This is a genomic window from Fimbriimonas ginsengisoli Gsoil 348, assembly GCF_000724625.1.
Taxonomy (GTDB): Bacteria; Armatimonadota; Fimbriimonadia; order Fimbriimonadales; family Fimbriimonadaceae; genus Fimbriimonas; species Fimbriimonas ginsengisoli.
This window is the reverse complement of sequence record NZ_CP007139.1, coordinates 4,742,692-4,756,821: the sequence shown is the minus strand read 5'-3', so window position 1 is coordinate 4,756,821 and position 14,130 is coordinate 4,742,692. Positions and strand designations below refer to the sequence as shown.

18 protein-coding genes, 1 tRNA gene and 1 riboswitch are annotated in these 14,130 nt (G+C 59.2%); of the genes, 15 read left to right on the top strand and 4 right to left on the bottom strand.

The features are described from left to right. Positions 1 to 6 precede the first annotated feature (6 nt). Positions 7 to 630 (bottom strand): uracil phosphoribosyltransferase, encoded by a 624-nt coding sequence (gene upp, locus OP10G_RS21410; RefSeq protein ID WP_025228390.1) that lies wholly within the window; start codon positions 628 to 630, stop codon positions 7 to 9. 295 nt (positions 631 to 925) lie between these two features. Further along, a riboswitch (cyclic di-AMP (ydaO/yuaA leader) is annotated at positions 926 to 1,061 on the top strand. Positions 1,062 to 1,318: 257 nt separating this feature from the next. On the opposite strand from upp, the gene hisB reads away from it, so the two are divergent. The 5 genes from hisB to OP10G_RS21380 all read left to right on the top strand — a co-directional run bounded on the left by hisB (position 1,319) and on the right by OP10G_RS21380 (position 3,866). Further along, positions 1,319 to 1,921 (top strand): imidazoleglycerol-phosphate dehydratase HisB, encoded by a 603-nt coding sequence (gene hisB / locus OP10G_RS21400; RefSeq protein WP_025228392.1) that lies wholly within the window; start codon positions 1,319 to 1,321, stop codon positions 1,919 to 1,921. Then, a complete protein-coding gene (gene hisH, locus OP10G_RS21395; protein ID WP_025228393.1) occupies positions 1,918 to 2,508 on the top strand; it encodes an imidazole glycerol phosphate synthase subunit HisH in 591 nt (196 codons plus the stop codon). The genes hisB and hisH overlap by 4 nt, the downstream gene beginning before the upstream one ends. Continuing rightward, the gene (hisA, locus tag OP10G_RS21390) at positions 2,502 to 3,218 is read left to right on the top strand and encodes a 1-(5-phosphoribosyl)-5-[(5-phosphoribosylamino)methylideneamino]imidazole-4-carboxamide isomerase (protein WP_025228394.1); all 717 of its coding nucleotides are present in this window, start codon (positions 2,502 to 2,504) and stop codon (positions 3,216 to 3,218) included. Before hisH ends, hisA begins: the two co-directional genes overlap by 7 nt. 102 nt (positions 3,219 to 3,320) lie before the next feature. Next, positions 3,321 to 3,551 carry a hypothetical protein gene (locus tag OP10G_RS21385; RefSeq protein ID WP_144241300.1) on the top strand — a complete coding sequence of 77 codons (231 nt, stop codon included), beginning with the start codon at positions 3,321 to 3,323 and terminating at the stop codon, positions 3,549 to 3,551. Between the two features lie 3 nt (positions 3,552 to 3,554). Beyond that, positions 3,555 to 3,866, top strand: a complete 312-nt coding sequence (locus tag OP10G_RS21380) for a hypothetical protein (protein WP_025228396.1) — start codon at positions 3,555 to 3,557, stop codon at positions 3,864 to 3,866. Between the two features lie 55 nt (positions 3,867 to 3,921). Here OP10G_RS21380 and OP10G_RS21375 read toward each other — a convergent pair whose 3' ends face one another. After that, positions 3,922 to 4,797, bottom strand: coding sequence for a DNA-processing protein DprA (locus OP10G_RS21375; protein WP_025228397.1), 876 nt, complete (start codon positions 4,795 to 4,797; stop codon positions 3,922 to 3,924). Next, on the bottom strand, positions 4,794 to 5,543 hold the full coding sequence (locus OP10G_RS21370) for an MTAP family purine nucleoside phosphorylase (protein ID WP_025228398.1): 750 nt from the start codon (positions 5,541 to 5,543) through the stop codon (positions 4,794 to 4,796). The genes OP10G_RS21375 and OP10G_RS21370 overlap by 4 nt, the downstream gene beginning before the upstream one ends. A gap of 56 nt (positions 5,544 to 5,599) precedes the next feature. Between OP10G_RS21370 and OP10G_RS21365 the strand changes: the two genes are divergently transcribed. The 8 genes from OP10G_RS21365 to OP10G_RS21330 all read left to right on the top strand — a co-directional run bounded on the left by OP10G_RS21365 (position 5,600) and on the right by OP10G_RS21330 (position 9,585). Next, complete coding sequence (locus tag OP10G_RS21365; protein ID WP_025228399.1) at positions 5,600 to 5,995, top strand: CBS domain-containing protein; 396 nt, start codon at positions 5,600 to 5,602, stop codon at positions 5,993 to 5,995. After that, positions 5,992 to 6,441 (top strand): thioredoxin-dependent thiol peroxidase, encoded by a 450-nt coding sequence (gene bcp / locus OP10G_RS21360; protein ID WP_025228400.1) that lies wholly within the window; start codon positions 5,992 to 5,994, stop codon positions 6,439 to 6,441. The genes OP10G_RS21365 and bcp overlap by 4 nt, the downstream gene beginning before the upstream one ends. Before the next feature lie 36 nt (positions 6,442 to 6,477). Continuing rightward, entirely contained in the window at positions 6,478 to 7,263 is a 786-nt protein-coding gene (gene panB / locus OP10G_RS21355; protein ID WP_025228401.1) for a 3-methyl-2-oxobutanoate hydroxymethyltransferase, read from the top strand. Next, the gene (gene panC, locus OP10G_RS21350; RefSeq protein WP_025228402.1) at positions 7,260 to 8,087 is read left to right on the top strand and encodes a pantoate--beta-alanine ligase; all 828 of its coding nucleotides are present in this window, start codon (positions 7,260 to 7,262) and stop codon (positions 8,085 to 8,087) included. Before panB ends, panC begins: the two co-directional genes overlap by 4 nt. Before the next feature lie 62 nt (positions 8,088 to 8,149). Further along, a complete protein-coding gene (locus OP10G_RS21345) occupies positions 8,150 to 8,572 on the top strand; it encodes a hypothetical protein (RefSeq protein WP_025228403.1) in 423 nt (140 codons plus the stop codon). Between the two features lie 48 nt (positions 8,573 to 8,620). Continuing rightward, positions 8,621 to 8,695 (top strand) — tRNA-Thr (locus OP10G_RS21340). Positions 8,696 to 8,732: 37 nt separating this feature from the next. Then, positions 8,733 to 8,978: a hypothetical protein gene (locus tag OP10G_RS21335; RefSeq protein WP_025228404.1), complete on the top strand. Its 246-nt coding sequence runs from the start codon at positions 8,733 to 8,735 to the stop codon at positions 8,976 to 8,978. A gap of 124 nt (positions 8,979 to 9,102) precedes the next feature. Next, on the top strand, positions 9,103 to 9,585 hold the full coding sequence (locus OP10G_RS21330; RefSeq protein WP_144241299.1) for a hypothetical protein: 483 nt from the start codon (positions 9,103 to 9,105) through the stop codon (positions 9,583 to 9,585). A 995-nt stretch (positions 9,586 to 10,580) separates the two neighbouring features. Here the strand turns inward: OP10G_RS21330 and OP10G_RS21320 are convergent. Beyond that, a complete protein-coding gene (locus OP10G_RS21320) occupies positions 10,581 to 12,020 on the bottom strand; it encodes a S10 family peptidase (RefSeq protein ID WP_025228407.1) in 1,440 nt (479 codons plus the stop codon). A gap of 99 nt (positions 12,021 to 12,119) precedes the next feature. On the opposite strand from OP10G_RS21320, the gene OP10G_RS21315 reads away from it, so the two are divergent. Together OP10G_RS21315 and OP10G_RS21310 are read left to right on the top strand one after the other, a co-directional pair. Next, on the top strand, positions 12,120 to 13,634 hold the full coding sequence (locus OP10G_RS21315; RefSeq protein WP_025228408.1) for an MFS transporter: 1,515 nt from the start codon (positions 12,120 to 12,122) through the stop codon (positions 13,632 to 13,634). Positions 13,635 to 13,650: 16 nt separating this feature from the next. Beyond that, a complete protein-coding gene (locus OP10G_RS21310; protein WP_025228409.1) occupies positions 13,651 to 14,130 on the top strand; it encodes a DinB family protein in 480 nt (159 codons plus the stop codon).

Genomic DNA, 14,130 nt, shown 5'->3' with positions numbered 1-14,130 from the left:
GGCTCACTAAGGAGTTCCGTAGAGGCGGTCGCCGAAATCGCCCAGGCCGGGGACGATGTAGTGGCGGTCGTTTAGCTTCTCGTCCAGGGCAGCGGTGACGATGGCCACGTCGGGATGCGCCTGTTGCAGCTTCTCAACTCCTTCGGGGGCGGAGACGATGCTTACCATGGTGATTTGGCTTGCTCCATGGGCTTTAATGAGCGAAATCGCCTGGGCGGCGGAGCCACCGGTGGCGAGCATCGGATCGACGCACAGCGTGAACCGGCCTTCGACCGATTGCGGGACCTTGCTGTAGTAGCTTCGGGCCACCGCCGTCTCCTCGTGGCGCTCCAGACCGATGTAGCCGACGGCGACGTCGGGGAACAGGTCGACGATCGGCTCGAGCATCCCTAGTCCGGCGCGGAGTACGGGGACGACGGCTAGCCCTTGGTCGAGCACTCTCGCTTCCGTCTCGCAGAGCGGCGTGGTGACCCGATCGATCCGGGTCCGGATGCCGTAGGTTGCCTGGAGCACCAGAAGGGTTGTCAATCGCCGCGCGAGCTGCCGAAATTCTTGCGGCGGGGTTCGTTCGTCGCGCAACGAGGCGAGGAGATGGCTGGCGAGGGGATGGTCGAGGACCTGAAGCGGCATTGCTGTAGGGTACCGGGTGTTGCGGTGTTGCGGTGTTGCGGTGTTGCGGTGTTGCGGTGTTGCGGTGTTGCGGTGTTGCGGTGTTGCGGTGTTGCGGTGTTCTTATCGTGAGGCTTTACCCCAGCCGATGGGACGAATGGGACTTCTGGGACGGATGGGGCTCGGGTGTCCCCGAAGGCTCATTTGCCCTTGGGCCACAGGCCACACGACACAGTCCAATCGACTTCGTCGGATTCAAAATGTGGAAAAACTTCCCCCGGTTTCGGAACTCCATGCTACAATAAATACGAGGCTGCAAAGCCAAACGCCGAATTCCCCGAGAGGGGGAACGGGGGACCCGGAACTTAGGGGTGAACGCGATCTCATTGATCGCTAGGGTAACTCTTGGCCCGAACCCGACAGCTAACCCCGTAGGCGACGTGAGAGTCGGATGCGCGCGCACGACGCCAGCCGCAAGGCTGGAGGGGAAGACGGGACAATGTTGTCCCTGTCAGAGCGCCATGACACTTGCCTTTGTGGTCTAAGGGGCATCTTTGTGCTGAACAAGGTCTCTGGCGGCAACGGCGCCGTGTCAACCTTGATTCAGAATTGGGATTCTCCGTGTCAGCACCTCCTGTTGAGCGGGGCTCTCCGAAAGGGGAGCCTCCTTTTATTTTAGGTGGAGCTAAACGCAGGTATAAGGAAATAGATGAGCAAGAGCACGCCGGGGGTACGTTACGCGGAGATCTACAGGGAAACCTCGGAGACCCGCATCCAGGCCGTGCTCGATCTGGACGGTGGAACTCGGCGCGACATCGTGACCGGCATCGGGTTCTTCGACCACATGCTTCACCAGCTCTCGTTCCACGGCCACTTCGATATCGGAATGGCGGCCGAAGGGGATCTTCATATCGACGACCACCACACGGTGGAAGACGTCGGGATCGTGCTGGGGCAGTGCCTTTCCCAGGCGTTGGGGGACGAGCCAATCGAGCGGTACGGCAGCAATCATACGCCGATGGACGAAGCGCTGGCGTTGGTGGCGATCGATATTAGCGGGCGAGGGGTGCTCGGGTTTGAAGTCGACTGGAAGCGAGACCAGATCGGCGATCTTTCTACCGAGTGCGTACGCGAGTTTTTCCGTGCGCTCTCGACCCACGGCGGCATGACAATCCACATCCGCAAGATTGCCGGCGAAAACGATCACCACGTGTGTGAGGCGATCTTTAAGGGGTTCGGCCGCGCGTTGTATCAGGCAACCCGGCGTTCCGAGCGACGAGGCTCCACGTCCACAAAAGGTTCTCGGGATTGATCACGATTCTCGACTACGGAATGGGGAATATCCGCTCGGTGGAGAAGGCCCTGGAAAGTTTGGGCGCCGCTTGTCAGGTCCGGTCTGATTTGGCCGGCTGCGACCGGTTGATCATTCCGGGCGTAGGCGCCTTCGGGGCCGCGATGGAACGGGTTGGCCCATTAGCTGGCGAGATTCGAGCCTTTGCGGCCACCGGCGCGCCGGTGCTGGGGATTTGCCTGGGGCAGCAGCTTTTGTTCGATTCGAGCGAAGAGCTGGGAGAGCACCAGGGGCTTGGGCTCATTCCCGGCCGAGTGCGCTACTTTCCTCCAGACATGGGTTTGAAGGTGCCGCACATGGGTTGGAGTCCAATCACGATTTGCAGGCAAGATGGAATCGGCCGGAACGTGAAAGATGGCGAGCAGGCTTACTTCGTCCACTCGCTTTACACCGATTGCGCCGATAAGAACGACGTGGCGGCGGTCGCGAATTACGGGATTCCGTTCGCGGCGATGGTGCAGCGAGAGAATATCTACGGAGCGCAGTTTCACCCAGAAAAGAGCGGCGATGTGGGAATGCGGATTCTGCGGAGCTTCCTCGAATGTTGATCCTGCCGGCCATTGACCTCATTGACGGGCGAACGGTTAGGCTTTCACAGGGGGATTACGATCGGAAAACCGACTATGGCTTAGATCCGGTCGAGGTAGCGCGTGGTTTCGAAGCCGAGGGAGCCGAATGGCTCCACGTAGTCGATCTGGATGGAGCGAAGGCTGGAAGTCCCCAGAACCTCGCCGTGCTTCGCGCGATCGCCCAGGCGACGGACCTTCGAATCGAGTTCGGCGGCGGGCTCCGCGACACCGCCGCGATCGAGGCGGCGTTGAACGCCGGAGCGGCGCGGGTCGTGCTTGGGTCGCGTTTGGCACAAGACTTGGAATTTGCCGAGGAAGTGTTTTCTCGTTACGGAGAGCGGGTAGTCGCCGGCATCGACACTCGCAACGGGCTCGTCGCGGTGCATGGCTGGCTCGACACGGGCGAAATGCGTGGCACCGAACTGGCCCGGCGTTTACAAGCCCTTGGCTGCCGCCGCGTGATTACCACGGACATCGCGAAAGACGGCTCTCTCGAAGGTCCGGATCTCCAAGGCTTGATCGACATGGCGGACGCGGTTTCGATTCCGGTCATCGCTAGCGGCGGAGTCTCCAACCTGGCCGATCTCAAGGCTCTGAAGGCGCTCCCTGCTCCGGGGGTCGAAGGAGTGATTACGGGGAAGGCGCTGTACGAAGGGCGCTTTACTCTTGCGGAAGCGCTCGCAGTCTAAGTTCCGTCGCAACGGCGCTAGGAGTATGCTCGTAAAGACTTAAAAGGCCGGTGAACCATGAATCCTGGAGTAGTTGCTTTACTTGTTCCGATCATTATCTTCATGATTCCGATCGTTGCCATCCTCACTTCTCATCAGCAAAAGATGGCAAGGATCATCCATGAGGCCAGACCGCAAACAGATTCCACGGAGATTTCGGCGCTTCGCCAAGAGGTCCGGGAGCTGAAAGAGCTGATCCATACGCAGATGCTGGCGCTCGACGCGGCGCAGTCCCGTCCGCCCGCGAGGCCGGTCGACGCCGGAATGCAGGAGCGGCTCCGAACGGGAGGCTAATTCATGAACCCGAACTTGCTGCCGCTCGCTGATATCGACTCGGTCCTAGGAGTTGCCCTCGGGGGAATCTTCCTAATGACTCCGATCATCTTCATCCTCACCAAGCATCAGCAGAAGATGGCGGAGATTATGCGCCGCCCTGCCAATCAGGTTCCGCTGCCGGAAACCGATTACCGGCTTCAGAGCGAAGTTGCGGCGCTTCGCGATCTCGTCCGCGACCAGACGCTTGCGCTAGACGACCTCGCGCGGTCGCAGCGGGCGCTTGCCGCACGGCTCGAGTCCGACCCGATTCGCGAGCGTCTCGGCCAAGGTTAAGCTTCCTTCCCGCGGCATGAACGAGAGTCAATGTCCGTTTTTCGGGCAGACGGGGCTACGTCTTGATTACTTCGGCGCCCAACCCGCGCAATTCCCGGTAGCCGATGATTCGGTCGGATACCCGCACCTTTCGCTCTGCGCGCAGAGCCATTCTGGCTAGCTTTTCCATGTTGCCGCCTTCGGCGATGTGGACGAAGTCGAGGCGGCGGGAGAGGCAGGCCACAAGTCGATCGCGGACTTGGTTGTTGACTCCGATAAACGACGAGTCGGGACGGAAAGGGCTGACGACCAGGTCGGTGGAGGGGTCGAACTCGTAGCGCCACAGGCGGGCGGCTCGAAACGCTTCGTCGCGCAGGTCGGGACCGAGAACTTGGAAGAGGCCGCGATCTAGGCAGAGGATTCTGGGCGAGCCCCACCGGAGCGGGACCACGGCCGAGCGCTGATACTCCAGCTTGTCGTGGCTGGTGACGAGTACCTCGCCTTCGAGTACCGCTTCCTCGGTGAGCCTTTCGATCATCTCGAGGTCCGCTGGGCGGGCGTTACGCGAGCTGAGAACGCAAAACGTTCGCGACTCCAAGAGACGGGCGTTGCCGTACAAGAAGAGAACTCCCGGCGGATCGGGATCCATTTCCTCGACGAGCGTTGGGTAGTGAGCGTCCGCCGATGTCACGAGGCTGACCCCAAGCCCGTTCAGCCGCTGTTCTGTTTCGAGGGTCGATTTGATGAGGCCGGAACGGTCGCGGGCCAGGTTTTCGGCGGCCCGTTTGCTCAGGCGGTACTCCTCGCGATAGGCCTCGGGAGACAATGCGAGAAACTCTTCGGGCGAGCGACCGAGCAACTCATTTCGGGCCAGGACACGCGTGACGGAGCGGCCGCCCATCCCGGGAGTCATGGCGAGAAGAAGCGCGAAGGTGCGGCGAGGAAGGGTCATCCACCCTCCGCGATTTTGCGGGCGGCTCCGATGAGGATCCGCACGGCGCGCTCTCCGGAACGGAGCATCTCATCCACTACTTCTTGGTGGTCGAGCGGGGTTGGGGAGATGCCGGCGGCGAGGTTCGTGACGATGGCGAGGCAGGCGTAGTCGATCTCGGCTTCCCGCATCAGAATCGCTTCGGTGGCGGCGGTCATTCCCACGACGTCGACCCCCATCGATCGGTACAGCTCAATCTCTCGAGGCGTCTCGTAACGGGGTCCGTTTCCGCACAGGTACACCCCCCCATCCTCAACCGAATCCCGGACTTCACTCGCCGATTCGAGCAGCGCTCGGCGAGTTGACACTCCGAATGGGTTTGTAAAATCGCGGTGAACGACGGTTTGGTCAAATAAAGTTAGCGCTCGACCGGTGAAGTCGAGGAAATCCGAGCAGGCGATGAGCGTCCCCGGCCCCCATTCTCGTCTCAGACTTCCGACCGCCGCCGTCGACAGACAGCCTTTCGCGCCGAGCGCCTTCATGCCGAACGCCATCGCTTTGTAGTTCACTTTGTGCGGGGGAACCTTGTGGCCGGCGGAGTGGCGGCTAACCAAAAAGAGGAAAACTCCGTCGATTTCCACCAGACGTCCGCGTAGGATGCCGGCGGGAGTTGGGACGTGCAACGGGTCGCCGCCGTAGGCGAGCAGGCGCTCCCCGATTCCGGTTCCACCGATAATCCCGACATCTACTCGTACGCCCGTCCGCATCCGGACCAGTATATCGAGCAAGTGGGCGGCGAAACGCTTCACAATCTAATCGCCCCATGACCCTACGCGAGGTACTGCACGCCCACATTCCCACACTGACCGCAGAGAGCACGGTGCGGGATGCGGTCGATAAGATGGACATCTATCAGTTTCCGGCGCTTGTGGTGGTGGATGACCGGATGCGCCCCATCGGGGTAGTGACGGAGGGAGATCTCTGCCGGGTCGTCACCACGAGGGACAACCTCGTTTCGATGGCTCAGGAGCCGGTGCTTGCCCACGCCACCAAGGAGCCGACGGTCGCCGCCGCCGACACCGAAATCTCCGATGCATTTCACCGCATGCTCAGCAGCGGGCTCACTCTCTTACCAGTTATGGATGACGACCGGTTGGCGGGCATCGTATTACGAGTTGACCTTATGCAGGCGATGCTGCTGGACGTAGAAAACCCATGATCGAAGAAGGCGCCCAATTCCCCGATTTCTCCTTGTCCGACCAGGATGGAAATACCGTTTCCTTGGCCGATCTTAAGGGGCGGCGGGCGGTGATCTATTTCTATCCGAAGGACGACACCACCGGTTGCACCGCCGAGGCCTGCGAGTTTCGGGACGTCGTTCCCACGGTCGAAGGAGCTCGGATTATCGGGGTTAGCCCGGACGGCGTTAAGTCGCACCGAAAATTCGTCGATAAGTACGGCCTCAATTTCACGCTCCTTGCCGACGAAGGGCACGAGCTAGCCGACCAGCTCGGAATATGGGTGGAAAAATCGATGTACGGCAAGACCTACATGGGGATCGAACGATCGACCTATGTGCTAGATCCCAACGGAAAGATCGAAAAGATCTATCGCAAGGTGAAGCCTCAAGGCCATGCGGCCGAGGTTTTGGCCGCGCTGGGGTAAGAACGAGCTCGATAGCCGGACGGTAAACTGCCAGACATGTCGGAACGGGTCACGGTACCGCACATACGCGCGATGCGCGAGAAGGGAAGGCGCGTCGTTTGCGTAACCGCTTACGACGCACTATTTGGCGCCCTAGCGGATGCAGCGGGGGTCGATCTCGTTCTAGTCGGCGATTCTGTGGGCAATGTCTTGCTCGGCTACCCCACGACGGTCCCGGTGACCTTGGAGGATATGCTGCACCACACCCGGGCGACCCGAGCCGGGGTGAAGCGGGCGTTACTGGTTAGCGACCTCCCCTTCGGTAGTTTCCAAGTGTCGGTTTCCGATGCCGTTGGTTCGGCGGTCGCGCTGATGAAAGCGGGGGCCGAGGCGGTGAAGCTGGAGGGTGATTACACGGAGCAGATCGAGGCGTGCGTCCGCGCCGGGATCCCGGTGATGGGACACCTTGGGATGACGCCCCAGTCGGTTAATCTCTTTGGTGGGCATCGGGTTCAAGGGAAGGGAAGTAAGGGGGAATCGATTATCGATACCGCGAAGCGGCTTGAGGATGCCGGAGCGTTTTCGATGGTTTTAGAGCTGATTCCGGCCGAGCTTGCGGAGCGAATAACGGAGGCGGTTTCGATTCCGACGATCGGCATCGGCGCGGGGGCGGGCTGCTCGGGGCAGATTCAAGTTCTGTACGACGTGCTCGGGCTTTCTGCCGGAAGTTTTCGCCATGCGCGAGCGTTCGTCCATGGCAGCGACTGCTTATTAGATGGGCTTCGCAGTTACACCGAGGTGGTTAGGGACGGAAGTTTTCCCACCTCGGAGAATAGTTTTTGAAGATCGTCCGCAAGGCAAGGGAGCTTCCGCCGCCTAGTCATCGATCGATTGGGTTCGTGCCCACGATGGGTGCTTTCCACGAGGGGCATCTCGATTTGATGCGGAGAGCCCGAAGGGAGACCGATATCGTGGTGGTTTCACTCTTCGTGAACCCGACTCAGTTCGGGAAAGGGGAAGACTTCAGCCGTTACCCTCGCGACTTAGACCGCGACTCCGCGATGGCGGAAGGCGTAGGCGTGGACATCTTGTTTGTGCCCGATGTTTCCGAGGTTTACCCGCATCTACCGTCGACATCGATCAAGGTTCCGGAGGTTTCCAGTCGTTGGGAAGGGGCGGCGCGGCCAACTCACTTCGAAGGGGTTGCCACGGTGGTAGGCAAACTTTTCAACATGGTACGACCGGACATTGCGTTCTTCGGCCAGAAAGATTTGCAACAATGCGCGGTGATTCGGCGAATGGTCGAGGATTTGTATTTTTCCGTTCGGCTGGAGATTTGCCCAACCACCCGAGAAGCGGATGGGCTCGCGATGTCGAGCCGGAACGCGTATTTATCCGAAGATGAGCGAAGAACCGCGCCGGCTTTATTTCGCGAATTGACTCGTTGCGTAAATACGTTTAAGTCCAATTCGTTCGTGAGTACGGAAGTAGAAACTGAGCTTGCTAGGAGTCGCGAAGAACTGACATCGGTAGGGTTTGACGTCGACTATTTCGAATGGGTTTCATACGATGACCTGCTCCCGGTGCGCGATACGTCACAAGCTTCGGCGGTGATCGTCGCCGCAAAAATCGGTCGAACCCGATTGATCGATAATATTGTTTTGTAGAGGCGGTTTACTCGTCGGCTTCGTCTTATTATCAAGAGCTGTGGCCCTCATAGGTATAGTCAATGCAGCTTTTGGGAGAACTACCCTTGAAGACCGTACAAAACGTAAAAAACTCGCTGAAATTTAAAGCCCAAGAAAAAGAGGGCGTCCTCACGATCCGAGTCGGTGTTCGCAAATATGCGGTGCCGGTGAAGGCTCGTATGCTGAGTGGTCAGGATTACCTGTTCCTCTCGTTCCCGGCTTCTTCGGAGCTGTACAAGGTATCGGCAAAGGAGCTTGCTCCGCTTGACAAGGAGACGGATGCCGCCGACGCTTACGAGGCGCTTAATCCGGGCAAGCGACGCGGTCGCCGACGCGGTGGCGGCGTCGAGATGCCGACTGAGTTAGCCGAAGCACTCAAGAACCTTCCCGCCGGTTACAAGCTTGGCTATACCGTCGATGGCGCCCCGAAGCTCGTTCGCACTCGCCGACGCTCCAAGGAGTAGCCTCCCCTTGATTCCCGACGGCTCGATGGTTCACCATCGAGCCGTCGCGCCGTCTTAGCTCAGCGGTAGAGCACCCGCCTTGTAAGCGGAAGGTCAAGAGTTCGATCCTCTTAGACGGCTCCAGGCTCTTTAGAGCGAAAATATCCGGTACGGTGCGGTTATGCAGCGGCCGGTAGTTACGCGGGATCTTGCGCTCCGCGTGGGGCGGTCGGAGACAGAGCACATGGCGTCATGGCTGAGTGCCATCGGCGGTCTGCCCGAAAACCCTTTCGAAGTTAAGACCTGCCGCCTCGGGGGAACCACCGGCCTATTCGGTCAACGATTGGGGCCGCTATTCAATCGCTTGCTCGACTTTTCCGACGAAGACGTTACGATCTTGGAAGAGGCGGTGCGGTTCCGCTCTTAAATGCTGACAACTGCTCGAAGGGGTGTTTTCCGCTCTAATGGGCCGGCCACTCTTTGCCGAAAACAAAGGCAAGACACAAATGCGCGACTCGAATTGTCATCTTCAAGGATGGCATCGTATGCACATGGCGCCGACTACAGGGGAAACACTTATGGCCGAGCACGACGCAACCACTAACATGGCCGGGATCGAAGCCGAACTTGACTTGGCAGAGATGGAGATCGCATCGGGAAGGTTTGGCGAGGCCAGACTTCGATTTGCCCGAATGACAAGGATTCAGAGGGAGACCCCCCGCGCCCTCGTGCTACGCGCCCGAGCGACCCAGACGGAAGAGTCGCGCCGGATGCTGGCGTCGTTCGTGCGTCAGGCCCTGGATCGGTTCAAAGATCCGCTCTCGAGAGCGCTCCTTGCGGAGGCGCTGGCGCTTTGCGGCGATCGGGCGGCGGCGATGAAGGCATTGCCGAAGGAGGGAGACCTTAATTCGAACGAGATTTCCGCGCGCCAAGCGGCTCTCGATGCGATGGGGTCCGTGCCCGACCTCCCCGAGGAGAGCGGCCTGACCCTCGGTGCGTTGCTTCAACAGAAGCTTCTTCGAAGAACGTCATAAGGCGGTCCCTCCGATACGGCCGTCGACATGCGTAGGGGCCGGCCTCACGGCTTCGCCGTATGAGAGGGCAGAGCTGGAGCTCTACGGTCTGTATGGCTCTCCGCTTTGCTGAAAGGGTCTAGTGACGCATATCGCATGAGGTCGGAGCCCTTCGGTGGCAAACCACTCAAATGCCGTCTCCCCTCCTCCGGGGCCGTTGCATTGTATTTCTCGTCGGAGAGGACGCCGAAGGATCTTAGGTTATGCCGCCCTTTCAGGGCTTGAGGAAATGGGTCGCCTGCACCCAGGGCGGACGCCCAACACCGTTTAGATATGGATGAACGGGAGGCTTCTACTCGGGCGGGCCGCCCGAGATACCCACGGGCGAGCCGCCCGTGCCACTTTAACTAAACGGTATTACGCTGACGCCCTGGGCTGGCAGATGCCGCCTCTTCGAGGCTGGATTGGGACGAGCCATCGTCCGAACCTTCGATCGTTAGTCGCCGCCAACCGAGACGAATACAATGCGACAGCTTCCGGAGGAGGGGAGTTTGGGACTGTCGGTGCTCCGTTGAATCGTCAGCTCGCGATATGTGTGTAACGACAAGCCCTCAGCGTCGTCGGGCTCGAACATCCCGAGCAGGGAGAGGGGGCTCCGGTCATGGGTCTTGGTTTGCGACCTGGTATAATCACAACTGGATCAAAGCTGACTCCTATCCTTCTCGGACACCGCAATTAGTCCGCCCGATTGCACGGGGCATGTGCGGAAACCTTTCAGGAGGTCAACATGATCGTTCCCGTCCGACAATGGACGTTGTTGCGCCCGATTCGTCTCGCGATGCGAGCCCATCGAGTGCAAAAGAGCCGCCCGGCCGCGATACGCTCACCGCGTGTTCGGACGAGTGTGCTGGATCAGTTCACCGCTCTTATGGAGCACAACGTGAGCCTGGTTCTTAAGGAATATACGAAGGAGTAACCTGCAAAAAGCGGGCCGGCCGAAAGGCCGGCCTTTTTGTTTAGGCGCCCATAAAGTTGGCGACGTCCTTTTGAAGCTTCGCTAGGCAACCTTCATCCACATACATCATGTGCCCGGCTGGATAGTAGGCCGTGGAGATATTCTTTCGCAGCGAAGGGTCGAGGCCGAGGTGGGCGAGTGTGTATTCGGTAGCGAAGTAGGGAGTCGCTAGATCGTAATAACCCGAGGCGACGAATACTCTCATGTGCGGGTTCTTAGAGAGCGCCTCTCGCAACGATTCGCTCGTATCCGGGTGTCCCTTGCCCGCATCGCCGTAGGTCCAGCTCTGGTGCAATTCACCAGGAGCGAAGACGTGGTACGGAACGTCCGTCTCATACCCAAGCGTTCGGCGGATGTGGTCGTTGATCGTGGCGGTGTATGGCGGGACGATGATCGACATTGAAGGATCGTGCTCCGGATTTTCGGTAGCCGCTACCTCGTCGATACCCTTGAACCTACTGTCGAGACGGCCAACCGTTCGCTTTTCGCTACGAAGCAGCTCTTTGCAGAAGCGGTGAATGTTAATTCGTAGCTCGGTGGAATCGATGTAGTCCGTGGAGAGCCCGGTTAGACGAGAAAGCTGGGCGGTGATGCTTGCCCGTTCTTCTTGGGTCAACCGGTCGCCGCGAGTTAGGGCGAGCGTGTAGTGATTTTCGGCGAAAATCTCGGCTTCTTGGAGTGCTTCTTCGAGCGACTTTGCCCAGGGAAGCTTTCCGTGGAACCACGCGGTGGCGGTGTAGGTGGGGAGGAAGAGGACGTAGGGAAGGTCGTTCCCCTTGTTGAACCGCGCAGTGCCGAAGTTGAGGATGCTGCTGACCAGCACGATTCCGTTGAAGGCGATTCCCTGGCCGATTAACTTTCCGCTAAGGCCGGCCGCGCGGGTGGTTCCGTAGCTCTCGCCAACGAGGTAGAGCGGGGAGGCCCACCGCTTATACCGCGATAGGTAGAGACGGATGAACTCGCCGACGGAATCGAGGTCGCCCTCCAGTCCCCAGAACTTCTTGCCGCCGTCTTTCTTGGCCGGGCGGCTATAGCCGGTGCCGACTGGGTCGATGAAGACGAGGTCGGTGTGCTGAAGCCAGCTTTGGGGATTGTCTTCGAGCCGGAAAGGGGGCTCGGGCATGTCGCCGTCCGGTTTCAGTACGACGCGCTTCGGTCCAACGGCGCCGAGGTGCAGCCAGACCGACGACGAGCCGGGTCCGCCGTTAAAGCTGAACATGAGCGGCCGCTCGGAGGGGTTTTCCACACCGTCTTTGGTGTAGGCGACAAAGAAGACTCCGGCCTCGGTTTCGCCGAACTCGTCTTTGAGCGGGAGCATCCCGGTGGTCGCGGTGTACGACATGTCGCCCAGAGTGTGGTGGGTGACGACCGGATCGACATCGGTGGTCAGTGGATAGCGTTCGACCGGTTTCTCGGACGGCTTCTCAGGAGTGTCGGGCATGCGCCGAGTATGCCCGAGAACGAATATTGAGTTGTACGGGCTCCATATGGCGTCCTCAGTCCGTACATTCTCGCTGTATAGTAGGCGACGGTTTTAATCATGTCCGCGAACAAGGAAAGTTTCGATTACCCCGATCTGGATCGGCCGAGGACTCAACTCGAAGACTTTAAGTACAGCCACTTGGCGCTTATCATCATCGCAGGCATTTTTGCGACAACACTCGCCCAGCCCCAGGTGATGGGGAAGTTGCCACTCCAGCACTTACTGAAAGACAACCTTCACGTGTCGCGAGAGGCGATGGCGCGGTTCTTCTTTCTTTGCGGCCTCGCTTGGTATTTCAAGCCGTTTGCCGGGATCCTGACCGACGCATTTCCTCTCTTCGGCACTCGGAGACGTTACTACCTGCTGGCCAGCGCGATTTTTGCCGGCGTCAGTTGGGTGGGCATCATGTTGGTGCCCAAGACGTACGATGCGCTCCTTTACGGCTGCATCATCATCAATTTCTTCATGGTGATCGCCAGCACGGTCATCGGCGCATTTCTAGTTGAATCGGGCCAGCGTCTGGGCGCCACAGGACGACTCACTGCCCTAAGGCAGACGGTGTCCAACGCCTGTCAGCTCATTAACGGTCCGGTTTCAGGATATTTGGCGGGATTGTCCTTCGGTCTCGCTTCGGGGGTTAATGCCGCCATCGTGGTAAGCGTCGTGCCCATTGCCTATCTCTTCATGAGAGAGAAGAGGGTGCGGGAAGAAAACGCCGAGCCGCTGAAGAACGCCAAGATCCAGTTGGGAATCATCTTTCGGTCGCCAAATCTTTGGTTTGCGATCCTGTTCATTTTCCTTTTCTACTTCTCACCGGGATTTTCGACTCCTCTCTACTACAAGCAGACGGATCAGTTGAAGTTCAGTCAGGAGTTCATTGGGTGGCTGCAGGTCGCGAGTGGCGCCTTCGGGATCCTGGGCGCTTATGTGTATAGCCGGCTCATCAAGCGCTTGGACATGATGACGATGATCGTCGCCGGCATCTTAACCTTTGCTCTGGGCAACTTGCTTTACCTGATGTACTCAGGCGCTACCATGGCCTGGATTATTGAGTCCCAGAACGGATTCTTTTTCACGCTCGCTGAGATTGCCCTCCTCGACCTTGCCGCTCGGGCTACGCCGAAGGGATGTGAGGGGCTTGGTTACTCCCTCATGCTCTCTGCGCGGAACCTTGCCCTATTCGGCGCCGACTGGCTCGGCTCCTTCCTTGCCGACAAGCAGAAGTGGTCCTTCGAAACGTTGGTTTTCCTAAACGTTGGAACGACGCTCGTCGTCTTGCTACTTCTGCCGATCCTGCCCAAGCTTCTGATGAATGCAAAGGACAAAGTGATGATCGCCACCGGAGACGAATCCGTTGCGGGAACAGCCGGCGTGAGTCAGGCCGAGTTGCGGCAGGTCCTTGAGCGGCTCGATATCGAAGATTCGGGATCCTGGCCGGCGAAGGGAGATATTTCCGTCGACGCAATCAGTCGCGCGACGGGTCAGGACCCCGTTCGTATTGCGGAAATCCTTTACGAGATTCGCCGGGATAATGAGCGGGCGAGGAGACAGGAGGACAACACCAAGGGCTAGAGGTAACGTTGCAAGCATGTCCGATTTCTCTGTTACCTGGTCGCTTGTTCGTGGGCGTTTCGATGACGCAGTCGCTGGTCTTAGTGAGGAGCAGTTGAATTGGCGGCTGCATGCGGGGACGCTTACGATCGGGGAGATGATGTTGCACGTGGCGGGGGTAGAGGTGTCGTTCATCACTCAGTTGCAGGGTCAGGAGCCGGAAGGATTTGCCGGTCGGCTCAAGCAAGCGGCGACCGAAGGGGTGGTTAACGAAAATGCGTTCCCGTTCGCGGTGGAGGAGATTACGCCGGAGCTAACCGCGGAAGCGTTGTCGCTCGCGCGTCAACTGGTTACCCCCGTGATCGAGAATCCCGACCCCTACCGCGGGAACACGATCAAGAGTGCCCTCGGGCCGATGATCGACGGTACCGGAACCTTCGCCCGTTTGGCCTACCACCCCGGCTATCACCAGGCGCAGGTTCACATGATCAAGAGCGCTCCCGGGTATCCCGGATAA